At 60.2% G+C, this 15,882-nt stretch carries 16 protein-coding genes and 1 pseudogene; 4 read left to right on the forward strand and 13 right to left on the reverse strand.

Going from position 1 to position 15,882, the window contains the following annotated elements; translation table 11 throughout:
• Nucleotides 1-83 precede the first annotated feature (83 nt).
• The 4 genes and pseudogenes from D1012_RS09930 to D1012_RS09945 form a co-directional block, all read right to left on the reverse strand.
• Nucleotides 84-929 (reverse strand): annotated as a pseudogene (locus D1012_RS09930) (IS256 family transposase); the annotation flags it as partial.
• A gap of 130 nt (nucleotides 930-1,059) precedes the next feature.
• Entirely contained in the window at nucleotides 1,060-1,839 is a 780-nt protein-coding gene (locus D1012_RS09935; RefSeq protein ID WP_158569299.1) for a YbaY family lipoprotein, read from the reverse strand.
• A 256-nt stretch (nucleotides 1,840-2,095) separates the two neighbouring features.
• Nucleotides 2,096-2,326: a potassium channel family protein gene (locus D1012_RS09940; RefSeq protein WP_199489469.1), complete on the reverse strand. Its 231-nt coding sequence runs from the start codon at nucleotides 2,324-2,326 to the stop codon at nucleotides 2,096-2,098.
• A gap of 10 nt (nucleotides 2,327-2,336) precedes the next feature.
• On the reverse strand, nucleotides 2,337-3,959 hold the full coding sequence (locus D1012_RS09945; protein ID WP_147335660.1) for a hypothetical protein: 1,623 nt from the start codon (nucleotides 3,957-3,959) through the stop codon (nucleotides 2,337-2,339).
• 69 nt (nucleotides 3,960-4,028) lie between these two features.
• On the opposite strand from D1012_RS09945, the gene D1012_RS22415 reads away from it, so the two are divergent.
• Nucleotides 4,029-4,337 carry a hypothetical protein gene (locus tag D1012_RS22415; RefSeq protein WP_147335661.1) on the forward strand — a complete coding sequence of 103 codons (309 nt, stop codon included), beginning with the start codon at nucleotides 4,029-4,031 and terminating at the stop codon, nucleotides 4,335-4,337.
• Nucleotides 4,338-4,370: 33 nt separating this feature from the next.
• Here the strand turns inward: D1012_RS22415 and D1012_RS09950 are convergent, their stop codons facing one another.
• The 6 genes from D1012_RS09950 to D1012_RS09975 all read right to left on the reverse strand — a co-directional run bounded on the left by D1012_RS09950 (nucleotide 4,371) and on the right by D1012_RS09975 (nucleotide 10,990).
• The gene (locus tag D1012_RS09950) at nucleotides 4,371-4,886 is read right to left on the reverse strand and encodes an HdeD family acid-resistance protein (RefSeq protein WP_118151649.1); all 516 of its coding nucleotides are present in this window, start codon (nucleotides 4,884-4,886) and stop codon (nucleotides 4,371-4,373) included.
• 31 nt (nucleotides 4,887-4,917) lie between these two features.
• Complete coding sequence (locus D1012_RS09955) at nucleotides 4,918-6,615, reverse strand: alpha/beta hydrolase (protein ID WP_199489470.1); 1,698 nt, start codon at nucleotides 6,613-6,615, stop codon at nucleotides 4,918-4,920.
• On the reverse strand, nucleotides 6,599-6,994 hold the full coding sequence (locus tag D1012_RS09960; protein ID WP_158569301.1) for a DUF2541 family protein: 396 nt from the start codon (nucleotides 6,992-6,994) through the stop codon (nucleotides 6,599-6,601). The genes D1012_RS09955 and D1012_RS09960 overlap by 17 nt, the downstream gene beginning before the upstream one ends.
• A 74-nt stretch (nucleotides 6,995-7,068) precedes the next feature.
• A complete protein-coding gene (locus D1012_RS09965; RefSeq protein WP_118151655.1) occupies nucleotides 7,069-8,106 on the reverse strand; it encodes an SDR family NAD(P)-dependent oxidoreductase in 1,038 nt (345 codons plus the stop codon).
• Between the two features lie 29 nt (nucleotides 8,107-8,135).
• Nucleotides 8,136-9,911 carry an alginate export family protein gene (locus D1012_RS09970; protein WP_118151657.1) on the reverse strand — a complete coding sequence of 592 codons (1,776 nt, stop codon included), beginning with the start codon at nucleotides 9,909-9,911 and terminating at the stop codon, nucleotides 8,136-8,138.
• Between the two features lie 311 nt (nucleotides 9,912-10,222).
• Nucleotides 10,223-10,990, reverse strand: a complete 768-nt coding sequence (locus D1012_RS09975; RefSeq protein ID WP_147335663.1) for a hypothetical protein — start codon at nucleotides 10,988-10,990, stop codon at nucleotides 10,223-10,225.
• Between the two features lie 213 nt (nucleotides 10,991-11,203).
• Here D1012_RS09975 and D1012_RS09980 point away from each other — a divergent pair, with 213 nt between their 5' ends.
• Both D1012_RS09980 and D1012_RS09985 read left to right on the forward strand, forming a co-directional pair.
• A complete protein-coding gene (locus D1012_RS09980) occupies nucleotides 11,204-12,175 on the forward strand; it encodes an IS481 family transposase (protein ID WP_118151661.1) in 972 nt (323 codons plus the stop codon).
• A 90-nt stretch (nucleotides 12,176-12,265) separates the two neighbouring features.
• Nucleotides 12,266-12,745 carry a hypothetical protein gene (locus D1012_RS09985; RefSeq protein WP_147335664.1) on the forward strand — a complete coding sequence of 160 codons (480 nt, stop codon included), beginning with the start codon at nucleotides 12,266-12,268 and terminating at the stop codon, nucleotides 12,743-12,745.
• A 262-nt stretch (nucleotides 12,746-13,007) separates the two neighbouring features.
• On the opposite strand, the gene D1012_RS09990 is transcribed toward D1012_RS09985, so the two are convergent.
• Nucleotides 13,008-13,777 (reverse strand): IS5 family transposase gene (locus D1012_RS09990; RefSeq protein WP_267897826.1). Its coding sequence is split into 2 segments (ribosomal slippage): nucleotides 13,008-13,441 and nucleotides 13,441-13,777, totalling 771 coding nucleotides; the frame shifts between segments, so codons are not numbered across the junction.
• Nucleotides 13,778-13,926: 149 nt separating this feature from the next.
• Between D1012_RS09990 and D1012_RS09995 the strand changes: the two genes are divergently transcribed.
• Nucleotides 13,927-14,076, forward strand: a complete 150-nt coding sequence (locus D1012_RS09995) for a hypothetical protein (RefSeq protein ID WP_199489471.1) — start codon at nucleotides 13,927-13,929, stop codon at nucleotides 14,074-14,076.
• On the opposite strand, the gene D1012_RS10000 is transcribed toward D1012_RS09995, so the two are convergent.
• Nucleotides 14,073-14,663 (reverse strand): helix-turn-helix domain-containing protein, encoded by a 591-nt coding sequence (locus D1012_RS10000; protein ID WP_118151665.1) that lies wholly within the window; start codon nucleotides 14,661-14,663, stop codon nucleotides 14,073-14,075. The two genes, D1012_RS09995 and D1012_RS10000, sit on opposite strands and share 4 nt — an antisense overlap.
• A 288-nt stretch (nucleotides 14,664-14,951) precedes the next feature.
• On the reverse strand, nucleotides 14,952-15,812 hold the full coding sequence (locus D1012_RS10005) for a hypothetical protein (protein WP_118151667.1): 861 nt from the start codon (nucleotides 15,810-15,812) through the stop codon (nucleotides 14,952-14,954).
• Nucleotides 15,813-15,882 lie beyond the last annotated feature (70 nt).

The raw sequence follows: 15,882 nt of genomic DNA on the forward strand, positions 1-15,882 counted from the left end.
ATTGAACAGAAGGAACGGGTCGTGTCTCGAATGTGGTGGAAATTCTCTGGCGGCGATCTCCGATCGTGGGGATTTGGACCTGATCAGGCGACGAGGTCAAGGGTGATTGGTTCGATGGACTGATCTAGGGCTTCCCAGCCATCGACCTTGCGCATCTGGATCTGGCCGGAGGCCATCAGGGCCCAAAGCAGCATCGGCACGGTCTGGGTCTTGACGCGGCGGCGGAATTCCTCGTTCAGCCGCTCGATCGCGTTCGTTGTCCGCGCTGATTTCCATTGTGACGGGTCGAGCCGCGTGAAGGTGAGCAGCCGGTCGCCTGCCTCCTCGAGGCTGTCAGCGACGGCCTTGTATTTCAGCCGCCATTTGCGCAGGAATGCCTTGCGGCGTTTCTCGACCTCGGCCGCGGTGTCGGCGTAGATCATGTCGCGGTAGTCCTCGGTCAGCTCGTCGTGCATCGTATTCCGGGCATGGCCGAGAAGGTTGTGATGCTTGTGGACCGTGCAGCGCTGGACGGCCAAGTCCTCGCCCCAGAGCGCGACAAGTGCGGCCTCAAGACCAGAGGCGCCGTCGATGATGACGAACTCGGGCCGCTTCAGACCGCGCGCATCGAGATCGGCGAGGAACTGGCCCCAGGCGGCCTTGCTCTCTCCACCCATATTCATGATGGATAACAGAACCTTCTGGCCATCCCGGCGCACACCGATGGCCGCCAGCACCGAGATGCTCATGGCCTTGCGGTCGAGTCGGGTCTTGATGACGGCGCCGTCCAGAATGTGACGGACGATATCTTCGTCGGCCAGATTGCGGGCGCACCACGCGTCCCAGTCTACCTTCACCTTAAGCCAGGCCCGGCTGACCACGTCCTTGCCGACTGCCCCCTGAAACAGGCCAGAGAGCGCGCGTTTGACCCGCCGCAGACCTGTAGCAGCCCGACACGACGGCACCACCGGGAACATCCGGGACAACGACCCTCGGTTAGGGCGACTGGGTCTGCGCCGAACCGATGCATACCACGATCAAAAATGTCGATAGCAGCAATATAAGAATCGTGTGTGTTCCCTATTCCGGACGTTCTATGAAGTGGACCAAGGTGTTCCCAGCCGGATCGATCAGAACCAGCCCTCCCGCATACCGAACGTATCCGGAAACCTGTCTAAGTGCGCCAAGGAGGCGCCGCTCTTCGGCCTCCGCTTCATCAGAACAGGCCATAAGCGTCCCCGCGAAGTCCTCCGGGAACAAGATTTCGCTTTCCACAAGAAGCAGCCGCCCGCTGAAGCGATTGCAGCCGCCGAAGATCGAGAAGTTCATAGTATAGTCGATCGCAAATGTCGCAGGATCATCGGTGCCCCAGGCCTCGCCCCCGACCTCGGTAACGCTCCATGCGATGCCCGTGATTGTCCGGGGTGGGACGGCCGCCAAGTCGCTTTCGGTCACCATTGCGAGCCACATCTCGATAGGCCCCGACTGCATCGCGTCAAGAACCTCGTAGGGCTCCGTTGTACGGAATATCTGTACGTCGCCGGACCAAATCGCGGCTACGAGGATGAGACGGGACTGGCTGTTGACGACTTCCGGGTCGTAGCTCAGGCTCAAGATCCTCGGCACGCTCGAAATCGAGAAGCGTTGCGAGGCGATGCGCTTTGCGCCGGCGGCCTGCTGCGAGACCTCGACCAACCGGAGGTCGAGTTGGGCGTCCGGAGGGAGCGCTATGCGTTCACGGTACGAGACGGCCGCATCGATGGTGGTCGATTGTGCCGCGACTGCGGATGCCATCGCTATGAACGCGAGGAACAATAGAAGGGTAGAGGCAGGAATTCGCATGATCGAGCGCCAGTCCAAGAAAAATCTCCGGAGCAGGCAGGGCGAGTGAGCCGCTGCCGGTCCCGGAAATACCAGCGCGCTAAGAGGTCCAGTCAAACCTGTCAACGCCACAGTAAGCGCGATCCACCCCGTCCGCATGCCAATCTCCCAGAATCTTAGAAATTTCACTACAACGTTAAAGTGACGAGCGAACAAGGGCATTTATACCCGATCTGGGTAGTCCCAGTTTGACTGGCAAACGTCTCTGCCAAATCTTCAGAGCCATTGGTCCCAATCATTTTTCTTTTCTTGTATTCGCGATGATCTGGCGGGACAACGCGCTGGCGAAGGACACGAAAAGTCCTAAGCCAACCATGATGTAGAACACGGTGAACAGTTTTCCTCCGTCTGTCTTTAAGACAAGGTCACCGTAGCCCACTATCGCGATGGTCACGACCGAGAAGTAGAGCGCGTGATGATCGTTGCATCCACCAGGGTCCCCGACCGCAGCGAGAAGACCGCGCAAGATGCGATTCCTAACCGAGCGGAATGCGGTATGGCCCAATGACAGAGTTAAAGAGCATGTCACCATCCGGAAAGAACTGCAGGATCGCATAGGCGCCGTTGCCTTTGTTGTCCTGGCCAAAAATGGTGCGCGAGACCGTCTTGCCAGTTTCCCAGTCCAGCCCGGTAACCTCCCAACCGTCCTCGGCACTGTAGCCATTCACAAAGACGGCTCCCGCACCGGAGCTTGCCACGGGCACCATGCTGATCGACACCACGTCACCACGCGCCCAGGCCGAGTAGAACCGCTTTCCTTTCTGGTTCCAGACGATCTTTTCGACTCCGTGTGGGGGAGCGTGGACCGGACCCACCGTTAAGACATCGATGATGCGGTCGGGGTGGCCTTCCTCGATCAGGTTGTTCACCACGAAGGCACCCGTGCCCAGAACAATGATTGTCTGTTCAGATTGCAGCCATGGTCGTTCCTCCGAGATCCCGGCGCGGACCGGTTTCTGATCGGCAATCCGGTGCGACAGGGCGCCCTCGACCACCCGAGCTTCGGCGGGGATCTCGTCGCGCCAGAACGCGACAAGCTTCATCCGGTTCGACCCGTCGGTGATCAGGACTAGCTTGTCCTCTCCTTCGCGAAAGCCCATCAGCGTAGGCGTCGATCCGGTTCCGGTTCCGGCCTTGATCGCCGGAGGCCAGTCACCGCCGTCATATTCGGCTGTCCAGGCCCCATCGACTGGATCATCGGATAGCCGTTCGCCCGTCCAAACAAGTTTGCGCATCACGCCGGGTTGCTGCGGTACCTTCGAGCCGGTGGCAACATAGATACCTCCGCTTGCATCGACCGCCAGCGAATTGGTCGCTATCTGGTTTTCGTCATCGAAGCTGATGAATTGGCCGCCGGTCAGGGCCGCGTCGATCAAAGCGACACCGTTCAGCGACCCGACCACGACATGGCCGTCATAGGTCATGTTCATGCCCACCAATCCGACACTAGGTTCCTCGCCCATCACGCTGGTTGGCGGAATGATGGTCGCTGTGTCGAACCGTGCCTTGACCTCCAGCCCTTTGGACGGATCGGAGCGGTCAACAAGACCGATGGCTGAAACCGTGGTGCCGGCATTGGAATAGACAAAGTCCTCATTGCTGACCAGCGCATAGATCCCAGCTGGCAGCACATTTCCGGGCGCATCGCCAAGGATCGCTTTCAGGTGGGCCTCGGCCGAAGCGATGTCGCGATACGTGAAGTCGACGATCTGCCGAAGCGCCTCTGGTGAACGTCGGATCGCCCCCGGCAGATCGATGTCCGCGACCTTTTCCCAGCGACCGTCTCGGGCATCAATCAGGGCGACACGATCCGTCGCAACCGACCAGAAGTACCCGGGCTGAACGGAGGAATAGGTCGCGTTGTTGACCGGGCCTCCACAGATCGGGGTCAATGCGCCAAGGTTTACCGACTGAACACGCAGGGGGATCTTGTAAGGGATGCTGTTCTGCTGTGCCGGGTTGACATGGGTCACACCGTAAATGTCGGACGACAAGAAAGGGTTCCGTTCAGGCAGGCCAAGCGCCACGGACGGCGAAGAGCGAACCGATCCGATAGGTCTTTCCACGTCGTTCAGAAGAGGGGTCACTTGGTCAGCCATGGGGGTCTCCGAGTTTTGATCCAAGGGGATGAGGGTGCCAGGGAAGATGTTCCTAAAGGACAAGTGTCGATGTCTGTGGGTCTGCTTGCTGCAAGGCTGCGTCCGGGTCGTGAAAGCTTGCTACCAGACACATCTCTTCCGTGGCGAAGCGGCAATACTATCAGTGACATCGGTCCCAAGCATTTCTCTTTTCTTGCATTTTCAAAAATACGACAGGACAGCGCGCTGGCAAAAGACACGCACAGCCCGTCGGTCCAGTGCCAGCCTTCCCACAGCCTACAGGCGACGGTGGCGCAGCCGATCGGTACTACTGTTGCGCAAGCAAATCCGATTTCCCGGCTCGCGCAGGCTGCGAACCAGACCGAAGGTTTAGCCTGAAAGGCTGCAGTTGGATCGCATTTCGCCGCCCAATCAAGAGCCGCGCGCCGTTGCCAAGCCAAGCGCAATCAGCGCGACACCGCTGGAGATGAGGTCGATCGCAAGCATCGTGCCCAGCACGATTCCCGCCGTGGCGGGCAACCCGGCCAGGATCATGATGCCTAGAATTACTGACAAGGTGCCGGATCCAAGCAAAAGCCAGAAATATGGCATCTTGCGCAGCGGCCACGACAGCATGACCTTGGCCGCTCCGGAAACCAAGAAGAAGATTGCAACCAACCAGGTCAGCGCGATGATGCCTTCCAGCGGCCGGGCCAAAAGCGAGACACCGACGAGGATGCCCAGCGCTCCAAGCAGCCCGGTCAACCACGCCCGGGCCGACCAGCCTTCGCGGAACGCAGCAAATGCCTGGACCACGCCCGCGAACAGGAACAGCCAGCCTGCGATCTGCTCGGCAGTTAGGCTCGCCGCCAGCGGGTTGAACAGCGCGAGCAGGCCACCCAGCAGGCAGATGGCCCCGGTGCAGAAAAGCACGATACGGTTTGTCATTAGGTCGATTCCCTATTGTATTGTTGCATAGCTAAAGCCCGCGCTCACTGAGCACGGCTTCGATACGGGCCAGGGTGTCGGGGGTCCAGCCGACTGGTTCAGTCAGATCCGTCCAGGCCCTAAGGTAGTCCGCTGAGGCATAAACATGCCCATGTCCGGGCGGGACTTGCGTAGCGGTCACCAAGTCCAAAATACCTTGCAGCGTGGTCACGATTGGATACCAGCGCAGTCCCGGCGGCAGGTCGGGCGTGCGTGGTTCGCCGAGCCATTCCGGAGCCCGCAGCACGCTCTCCGGATCAAAGAAGGTGATTGGATCCCCGGGATACTGAAGAAAGCCGATGCGAAGCGGCCCCCAGTTTTGCGACGGTTCGTCGGGCCCAAGAAACCCCGTGCCTCGGTTCGCAAACCGCAAGGTGCGACTCTCGCGGAAGACGGGCCGCCAGATCGGGCTTTCAGGGTCGCGACCTGTAACGGCGTCGCGCCAGACCTTGCTGGCAAATGGGGGGCCAACCCACAGCGCCCCATCGAACGGATCGTCGATCACCTCGTAAAGGTCGGAGGACAGCATGGAATTCAGCGCGCCGAGGCTGAGCCCGAACAAAAAAAGTCGCGGGCGCTGATCCTGAGGCAGGCTGGTCCAATGGCCGTAGACTTGCCGAAAAACAGCACGCGCTGTTACCTTTCCATATTCAGGCGCAAGAAGCAGCGAAAGCCAGCTTGGCAGATAAGAATACTGGACCGAAACCGAAGCAACATCCCCGCCATGCAGGATTTCAAGGGGTGCCATTCCGGCCTGATCCAGCCAGCCGGTGCCAGTGGGCGTGGCAATGACCAGCAGGCTGCGCTCGAAAGCCCCTACACGCAGCAGTTCCGCCAGCGCCAGTTCTGCGCGCGCCTCGGGACTGGAAGCCGAATTCAGGCCGACATAGACCCGTATCGGCTCCTGCGCCGGGACGCCGGACAGGCCAGTAATCTCGGCGGCGTTTGGCCATGCTGCGACGGTGTTCCGGCCCTCGTGGCCGATCCCCTGCCAGCCGATCAGCGAAGCGGCGCTACCGGTCTTTGCACGATCGGCCGGCGGGGCAATGTCGGTCTGGATCACGGCGTCAACTGCAGCATATGCACTGTCCATCAGCGTAAGACCTCGCGTCAAAAGGACACCGTTACCGATCGACCAGAACAGGAAGGCTGCGCTTCCCACGCCCAGCATCCAGGCCAGTGGCCGCGACAGGAACCGTTTGGCGCGACCTTCCACCAGGTGCGCCACGACCAGGAAAAGCCGTGACAGCAGCAACAGGACCGTGGCTACGGCAAGCGCTATGGCCAGCACCACGATCAGCCGCCCCGACTGTTCGGGCGCCATTCCCATCCACTGGCGGATTTCATTCTGCCAACCGAGTGACAGCCAAAGGCTTGCAAGAACCAGCCCCGTCGCAAGCAGGCCTGCACCCTGCAACAGCAGACGTTGCGCCGACTCGGAAAAGCGGGGCAGTTCCAGCGTCTGCCAGATAAGTCGCATCAGGCCGCCGAGCGCGTAGCCCGCAGTCAGGCTGAGGCCGCACAGAAAGCCCTGCAAGGCAGGGCTGCGGGGTATAAGGCTTGGGGTCAGTGCCGCCGCCATGAACAGGGCAGCAATAACGAGGCCGAGGCCGGACAACGTCTTTAGTCGCGCGGCGATCCAACTCGCCGGACGCAGAGCAAAGCTGCCAAGATCAGGCTTGCCGCCCAAGGACCGTCACCGTTGCCTCACCGCCCGTGGGAATGCGCCGATACTCCAGTTCTACAAATCGGATGGCCCGGACCAACGACGGCAGCAGGATCTCACGGGTCTCGCTACCTGCCCTGATGAAGTTGCGCACCGGAAGTTCGGCACTATCGTCATTCACAAATCTGACCCGAAGGCGCTCCATGAAAACACCTCTTCCTCCGATCTGAAGCTTCAGTCCCGTGAAAAGTCCCTTCTTCAAACCAACGTAGATCAGGTCTCGGTCCTTGAACAGGTTGACACGGCGGGTCCCAAGCGTGATCCAGTCGCCCCTTGCCGCCAAAGCCGGCGAGGCAACTGCGATCACACCGGCCAAGCCGAGGAAGCCACGTCGCGTGTGCATCTTTCGCCTTTCTGGTGTTCGGTCCGGTGCGGGTGGGGCGCCGAGCTGTAGCCCGTGCGCCCCGCCCATTTAGATCAGTAAGCCGTCCAGCCGCCATCGGTGGCATAGATGCCGCCGGTGAAGTTCGACGCTTCCGGCGACAGCAGGAACAGCATCATCCCCACTTGTTCGCCCACGGTGGCAGAGCGACCGTTGGGGTCAGTGTAGGACATGACGCTGTGGATCTTGGCGCGTCCCATGCTGGGGCCGGTGGCATCAGCGCCCGATGCTCTTACGAGTACCCCTGCGCGTTCAACCATCGGCGTGTCGGTGGCCGCCATGTTGACCGAATTCACTCGAATGCCGTAGGGCGCATAGTCGATCGCGGCGTTCTTGGTCAGCCCGTTCACGGCATGCTTGGACGCGACATAGGCCGGGTTTCCGGCAAGCCCGGTCATCCCGGCGATCGAGCCGACGTTGACGATGGCACCACCGCGGTTTTGTGCAACCAACTGGCGCAACTCGGCGCGCAATGATGTGAACATGCCAGTCGCATTGGACCGCAACACGTTGTTCCAGTAGTCGTCCGTGGCTTCGTGGATTTTGGCAAAGACCAGCGGCTTTTGCGAGGCGTAGTCGATTGGATCGCCCGAAAACACCCCGTCCATCACACCGGCGTTGTTGAGAGCTCCGTCAAGACCTCCGAAAACCGCGACCGCTTGATCAACGGCAGCCTGTGCAACGGCGGGATCAGCAATATCGCCATGAATGAAAACCGACTTACCGCCTGCAGCGAGGATGGCCTGATGCGACGCCTCGCCCAGATCCTTGATCCAGTCGACGCCGACGACATTCGCGCCCTCGCGGGCAAGCCGCATCGCGGCCGCCGCACCCATTCCCCGGGCCATCCCGGTGACGATGAACGTCTTGCCCGCAAAACGGCCCGGGATGAAGTAGTCGGGGTCTGGCGGGGTCATAGGGACCAAAGCGTTTCCAACTGCATTCCGGTTCGCAGCCTGCGCTTCGGCCGATGCATCCTGAGCTTCGGCTGGCGTCGGGGTCAAAACCTGCTTGGCAGCGACCACAGCGCCTGCGGCAAGGGTTACCCCCTTAAGTACGTCACGTCTGTCCATGATCTTCTCCTGATTTCTGGAAGTAAATTTCAAAATGCCACACGCAGAAACACCATCGCACTGACCCAGGGATCAAGGTCACCGGTCACACCCGATGCTGATTTCAGGTCCGAGGATGGAAACGTCGCTGCAACATGGCCCTGCAGAAACGCCTTTTTGGAGATGAACCACTTGGCTGTCAGGTTCACTTCGGTGGCCAGATCCGCCCCGCCGAGAAAGGACAAGGCCGGATTGCCGCCTAGGTTTGTCGTGCTGTCGGCCTTGAACAGCCATATCTGAGGAACAAGCTCGACTTTGGGGCTGGGGCGAAGACGAAGCTGAATCCGATGTGCGATCAGGTTGCTGTCCTGGAACACCTTGAAATGGTTGATGCCCTGCACCCACTGTTCGCCGTTGCCGCCCGACAGTAGCGGGTCCCAACGCTCGAACCTGGCGGTATCGGGATCGTCGCCGGAAAACCGGGCAAAGCGATAGCTGGCCGTCGGTTGCCACGTCGCCTTGGCGAAACTGTAGCCGACTTCACCCATTATGGCCGTGGCCTTCATGTCAAAACGCCTGTTTTTTTGCAGCGCGGCTTCGCCCACCACGAAGAGACCGCTCTGCTCGGGCTGCCAGCGGAAGCGCAGGTCAAAAACTTCCAGCCCGTCGCGGCCCAAGGACGCCGTCGCCGGATCGGGGGGCGTCGTCGCGAAATAGCTGAAATCGCTTTTCACAACCTGAAGGTAGGTGCCGCCCAGCTGCCACCCACCGTCAAGCCGCGTTTCGACGTTCAGACCGGCCATCTTGGTGTTGGATTCCACGACCGGCAGTTCGTCCGGATCAAGATAGAAGGCCTCGACCAGAGTGTCGTTATAGCGCAACTGACCAAGGACCAGCATATCGGCGGCCCAACGCGGGTTGGACTGAAGCGCCGCGCGATCCTGTCCGTTCGAGGCTGTGTTCGCAATAAGGAATCCGTCGCCAATCGCAAAGCGCTTGCGCCCGGCGGATATGTTCCAGACCAGGCGGTTTCCTTTGGCCGATGTGTTACCGCCCACGATGCCGATGTAGGCATCCTCGATCCCGAAATGCAGGCGCGTGTCGTCGGTGAAAAGCTCGGTTCCCGTGGACCCGGCAAGGATCCCGCTCAGGCCACCGTAGATCTGTGCCGATCCCGCCAAGGGGGTGATGCCGTAGATGCCGGCGTGCACAAAGCCCTCAACCCAGGCGTCGGTGCCGGCCCCGGACGTGTCACCTGAGACAAGAGGATTTCCATTCAGGAAAAGGTCCGGCCGCCCATACCATGCGTTGGTGTTGGCATAGGCCATCGTCAGCGTTTCCAGCTTGCCTACGATATAGGTGCCGTTTCGATCAAACAGCACCGGAAGATCAGCGCGATCCCCGGTCAGGAAGTAGCCCCGCTCCGAGGCTTTAGAGCGTGTATCCGTCAGGCTCGCCTCGACTGTGACAGTCACGCCGCCCGTGGCGCCTGGCGACACGATTACGCTGGTTTCAGCCACCGGCGCGGTTCGGCGTACGCTGGCCAAGGCGACCTCGGCTGCCGCCCGGGAAAAGGCGCCGTCCGGAAACGCCCGGAGTTCCCTTCTGATCAAGTCGATGATCCTGGCGTTGACTGCGGCATCCGCGCTGGGGTTCAGGATCTTGACATCCACCGACTCGATCCTGCTGGCAGAATCCTCGGTTGCAACGACTTGGGCATAACCGACCGGTGCAGCAGCGCCTGTGATCATGCACGACAAAATGGCCACCAACATCGATGGCCGTAGATTGTCCAATGAACAGACGACGAACCTCTCGACCGACATGCAAACGCTCCTTTTCTGATTACTGTTTGGCCTATAAGTTAGAAATGTAACAAAAAATACGGCTGGTACAGTGACATGCTTCTGTTGCAGCCTCGGATTACGCACCCTTTACACGCATGAGGACTCAAGCCAGATCGGGTGAGCTTTGTACCGAAACTTGCTGCTTTCCTCAAAAGGGTACTGAACCGTTGACCATGTAAGAGGTGAAAGAAACCAGAATGGAACTCATCTGACCCCCTGGCACCAATTAGGTGTGTGCGACGGACAGTAAAGTCGCCGCGCGCAACTTGTTTCGGGCACTAGCCGCTTGATCAAAACCCTACGACCTTGAAGCCTACCTCTATCCCGAAGTCCGCGCCACGATTGCGGCCGATTCCGATGCTAGGTTTGATGAAGAAGCTCTCATTGCCCGCCAACCCAAGATCCACCGCCTGGCCATAGGTCACTGCAAGCGCGCCCGAAAATTTATCAGTTTCCCAGTCGTAAATGATCGCGGGGTCCACCGTCATGTAAGCCTTCGGGTTGCGAAGCTTTGGCACATAGTACAGGTCAAATGTCGTCTGGCTCACATCTTGCCGACCGGGATCGGGGTTGCCAATCGACATCGAATGCAGAAGCGCCGGGGCAAGGATCGTCCCGGACTTGAAGAAGAACGCATAGGCACCCGACAGCTCAAGCACATCCACCCCTGCACCCCGGTTGGGCGCATCGGCTGTGTCAAACACGGCTTCAGCCCCGACGATGATTCCATAAGAGGGCGTGATGGTCAGTACTCTTGAAATTTTGACCGAAAAATCACCAACTCCAAAACCGGTTTCGCCAAAGCTGGTAGAAACAAACGGCAGTTTCAGGTTTAAGCCGGTTCGACCATCAGTGCCGATCGTCGTGCCGTATTTTAGAGTCAGGGTCTGCAAATCACCGCCGTCAACAAGTCTAAGATTTTCGTACGAGAGAGTGAAACTGCTGCTAAGCTTCGTCGGGTCGGTCCCGTTATCGATCTTGTTGTCCTGCGCCAAAGCGACAAAGGGCATAAGGATAGCGCAAGCCGCAGCCACGCCGATTTTTTTAAAGTGCCTCAAAGCGCTACTCCTTTAATACTGATCGTGACTGTTAACGGTAACGCTGTAGCTGCAACGTACGCAAACAGAATTGTAAGGATCAAAGGACATAATCACCCATAATGGGTTGCAAGCCCGTAGCTGTTCCATCCCGGATGATCACATAGACCCTCGGCGCTCTGCGTTTTTCATGGCAAGATCGGTTCTGAGGGACATTCGGAGCGGGGTGCGGACATGCTGATCCATCTTCACAAGCAGGCGACGACGACGCCGAAGGTTCGGGCAGCGATCCAGGCCAGCGTTGAGCCTGCGTCCGCCCTTGCGGAGCGGTTCGGCACGACCGAGCAGACGGTCTACAAGTGGAAGCACCGGGACACGGTGCATGACCGCAGCCACACGCCGCACCGGCTTCAAACGACACTTACGCCCGCGCAAGAGGCGGTGGCGGTTGTCCTGCGCAAGTCATTGCTGGTGTCGATCGACGACCTGCTCGCGGTGGTGCGGGAATTCCTCAATCCGGATGTCTCGCGCTCGGGCCTCGACCGCTGCCTGCGTCGGCACGGGGTGGGCAATCTGCGCGACCTTCAGGCGAAAGACCCCAGACCGAAGCATAAGGCATTCAAGGCCTACGAGCCCGGCTATCTGCATGTGGACGTCAAGTATCTGCCTCAAATGGTTGACGAAACCTCGCGCCGCTACCTGTTCGTGGCCATTGATCGGGCAACCCGCTGGGTGTTCATCCGCATCTTCAAGGCCAAGACCGCCGCCAACGCCCGCCGGTTCTTGCGCGACCTGGAACGGGCCTGCCCAATCCGGATCAGGACGGTTTTGACCGATAATGGCAAGGAATTCACCGACCGCCTGTTTGGTCTGCGCAAACGCGAGGCCACCGGCAAGCACGAGTTCGACCAACTCTGCGCAGACCTAGGAATCGAACACCGCCTCGCACCGCCGCAGCACCCTCAAACCAACGGGATGGTCGAACGCTTCAACGGCCGGATCGAGGAGGTGCTTCAATCCCACCACTTCCATTCAGGCGAGGAACTGGAAACCACGCTGCACCGCTACGTGCTGCTCTACAATCAGCAGCTTCCGCAGTCAGCCTTGGGCAGCAAGACGCCCTTGCAGGCGATGAGGGACTGGCACAAACTGAAACCGGAGGTGTTCAGGAAACAGCCATATCACCTTCCGGGATGTGACACGTAGCCAACCATTCCGGGCTTTGGGAACAAGAGTTTTTGCTTTCAGATCATGCCGATGATAAACAAGCACACTGCGCAGGGAGGCGACTGGCCGATGAACAACAAGCGTGCAGCAGACGCAGCCACACTCATGCGCGAGCGCTACGTCGAAATCTGGCCGAAGATCCTCGACCCTTGGACTCAGTATCTGATTTCGGCACGGTCTGCATTCGACGGTGACATGGACAAGATGATCATCCTCGCCGTGATCGGTTTGGCAACGCTGCAGGACGGGAGGGTGCTGGCGCATCCCACCTCTTCGCTCAAGTATGATGACCTTGGAGATGACCGGGCAAAGCGTGCTGACGCGCGTCCGATCAACATCGAGTCGATCTCGCTTTACACGGGGATCCCGCGCGAGTCGGTTCGGCGCAAGGTCCGTGAACTCATCGCGCGCAGATGGGTAGCCCGCGACACACGCGGCTATCTGGTGGTTTTATCGGCTGCGGCCATTGATCTTGAACCGCTGAGCACACTTCTATTTCGGCTGATTGGCCGAATTAGCAACGAGATCAACGACCATTTGTCTTTGTAAACGCATTTGGCCCGGCCCAGTTTTCCGGCTCGGCTATGCCGAAAATCCATATGTTCTCTCGACTTCAGGTAATTGCCCAGCAGCAAGCAAATGTTGTTTCTGGCGGACCTTTGTTGACGACTACCCATGAAGGGTGACTTTTGCGAAATCCTTCGGATGCCATGTCGCACAGATGTCAGTCCACAAACCGCCCTTGGTGACATCTATAGCTCAGCGTAACGCTGCAGGGTCCACCAATCTAGGGTCAGGACTCGTTCTCGTTTCATAGCCAGAACATGACGGTTGCTGCGAGAGCGATGGCGGATAGGAAGACCTTCGGGCATCTGTCGTAGCGGGTAGCGACCCGTAGCCAGTCCTTCAGACGCCCGAACATGATCTCGATCCGGTTGCGCCGTTTGTAGCGGCGCTTGTCGTATTTGACGGGCTTGCCGCGCGACTTCCGGCCCGGGATGCAGGGCTTTATTCCCTTGTCTTTCAACGCATCTCTGAACCAGTCAGCGTCATAGCCCCGGTCGGCCAGCAGCCACTCCGCCTTTGGCAGGCTGCCCATGAGGGCCGCCGCGCCCGTGTAATCGCTCACCTGGCCTGCGGTCATGAAGAAACGGATCGGGCGACCATTGGCATCGGTGACCGCGTGCAGCTTCGTGTTCATGCCGCCCTTGGTGCGGCCGATCAGACGGCCCCGCTGGTCGTCGGACCCCCCTTTTTCGTCCGCAGGCTGGTCGCCGTGCGGTGCGCTTTCAAATAGGTCGCATCGATCATTACCGTCTTCGGGACCGCCGCCTCAGAGGCAAGGCCCTCCATGATCCGGGCGAAGACCCCCATGTCCCCCCACCGCTTCCAGCGGTTGTATAGCGTCTTAGGCGGACCATACTCCTTCGGCGCATCGCACCACCGCAAGCCGTTGCGATTGATGAAGATTATGCCGCTCAGAACGCGCCGGTCATCGACGCGCGGCACGCCATGGCTCTTTGGGAAAAAAGGCCGAAGCCGGGCCATCTGTGTTTCCGTCAGCCAGAAAAGATTGCTCATCGTCACCCCCATCAGTTCGGGAGTTTGAATCACGCAGCCGAGGCCACCTCAAGCAGATCAATGGGTCCTGACCCTACGGCATTGACGAGATCGTGCCCCGCCATTTTGAGGCCGAGGGACGCGCTGCAGGTCTACCCAAGGGACGTGCATTGGAACTGTTGCAAGACATGACGGACCGGCTGGGTCCAGCACTGGACAGGGCGCTGCTGGCGGTCGGTTATCAGGTACGGGAGGCGATCAGCGGGCCGATAGCTGCTGATGCGATGCAGCGGGCGGCTCAGATGATGGAGCTGCTTTAGGGATCAGACCCCGTTGTTGCCAACCCTGCCAGCGCTTTGTCGACCTCGCACGCCATCGCGGCAAGCAGCTCTTCCCACAGTATGCAAAACTCCTCAGCGAATTCGAACAAGCCCCCGGCGAAGGTGCGGATCGTGGTCATGTCGTCATCAGTGAACGGGATAGGGCGGCCGCGCAGCTTGGCCTCGTTCAGCTTGCGGGCGATGTGGTTGACGGCGGCGCCTTCGTTGGCGACCTGCGCGCCCCAGGCTTGCAGATGGTCGAGCACGACCGGATCGACCGGGCGCAGCAGGATGTCGGCCGCCCCCATCAGACGGCGCAGTGCCGCAGGGTGGTCGGTGATGCTGCGCCGTGCCAGCGCGGCCTGGAGGCCGGCCAGTTCGCGCGCGCTCAAGCGGGTGCTGATGGTTCGGGTGCGGGCCGGTCGTGTGCGGGCCGGTCGTGTGCCTTTGGCCTTGCTCAGCGTGTTGTAAATCGTCCTAGGCGAGACGCCGAAGCGGCGGGCCAGCACGGCGGCAGAGGTGCCCTGAGCGCGGGCCTCGATGATCTGGCGGCGCTCTTCGTCGGTCAGTTTGCGATGGTGGCGCATGTGAAGTTTACGTTCCTATTTCTTGCCAAATTCCTCTAAGCCCATGCCTCCCAGCGTCAGCGGAGGCGGGCCAGGGGCTTGGAGTCCGTTTCTGTGGTTTTGTTTGTTCGGACGGGGCACAGGAGACGCGATGCTGGGAACGCGATGCATTGTGCGCGAAGCACGGGACGCGGCGCAAAGGACGTGATGCGCAATGCGGAAGGCGCGGCGCAGAGGACGCGGTAAGTGATGCGTTGTGCAGAAAGCGCGGAGCATGGGACGCGATGCGGCCTGCAAAGAACGCGCTGCTCATGCCGCCAGTCTCGCTGCGCGCAGCTGGCCGTCGCTGACCAGCCCTGACGCCAACAGCGCCGTCACCTGCGGCGCGGTGATGTGTTTGCACATCGGGTTGCGGTCACGCACCCAAGTGGCCAGCCGTGCGTGGTGGTCAGCTGCTAGGGCAGTCTGCGCCTGCCGTTCCTCGGTCATCGCCTCCAGAAACCGCCGCCAGCGACGGTCAGCGAACCAGTTGTCCGCGAAACAGACCTTTGACCGGGTGAACCCTGCGCTCTCAGTGGCGTAGGCCTGAACAGCGTGCAGCAGGTCATCGGGGTCACCGCCCTCCCTCAATGCCTCGGCGATCCGGGCAAGACACGCCGCCTTCCCGCGCTGCCGGTCCTTCGGATAGGCGGCCCAGATTTTCTCAAGTCTTTCATCTTCCACCGCCGCCTGCGCGCGCTTGTGCGTAGGTGGTTTATGGATGGTTTTAGGGTGGTTTGGGGTCCACCCTGGACCCCGTACCCCGTCCACTGTGGACCCCGTACCGGGTTTAGTCTGGACGGGGTCCACTGTGACCCCCGTCCCCTCGTCGGGTTCGGCGGAAGATTCCAGTGCCGTCACGCGGGCCAGAACGATCCGGTAGATCACCGTGAAACCGTTCTTGCAGGGACGGCGCCCGGTCTCGATCAGGATGCCCTCGCGCAGGAAATCGCTGATCGTCCGCTTCACGGTGCTTTCGCCCAGCTCGGTGTGCCGCTGGATCGTGCCCTTGGAGCACCAGATGCCCGAGCCGTCATCGCTCGCCTTGTCGGCCAGAAACATGATGATCTGCTTGCGGGCGGCGCTGCCGAAGCGGCGGTCGGCGCATTCGTTCGCGACGCGCCAGCTCATCGGGGCGCCTCAGAGGGGCGGAATCGCGTCCGAACTTGTACAGGTTTTGTACAGAAATCCCGCTTTCGGT

This window comes from Pseudotabrizicola alkalilacus, assembly GCF_003443995.1.
GTDB classification, from domain to species: Bacteria; Pseudomonadota; Alphaproteobacteria; order Rhodobacterales; family Rhodobacteraceae; genus Pseudotabrizicola; species Pseudotabrizicola alkalilacus.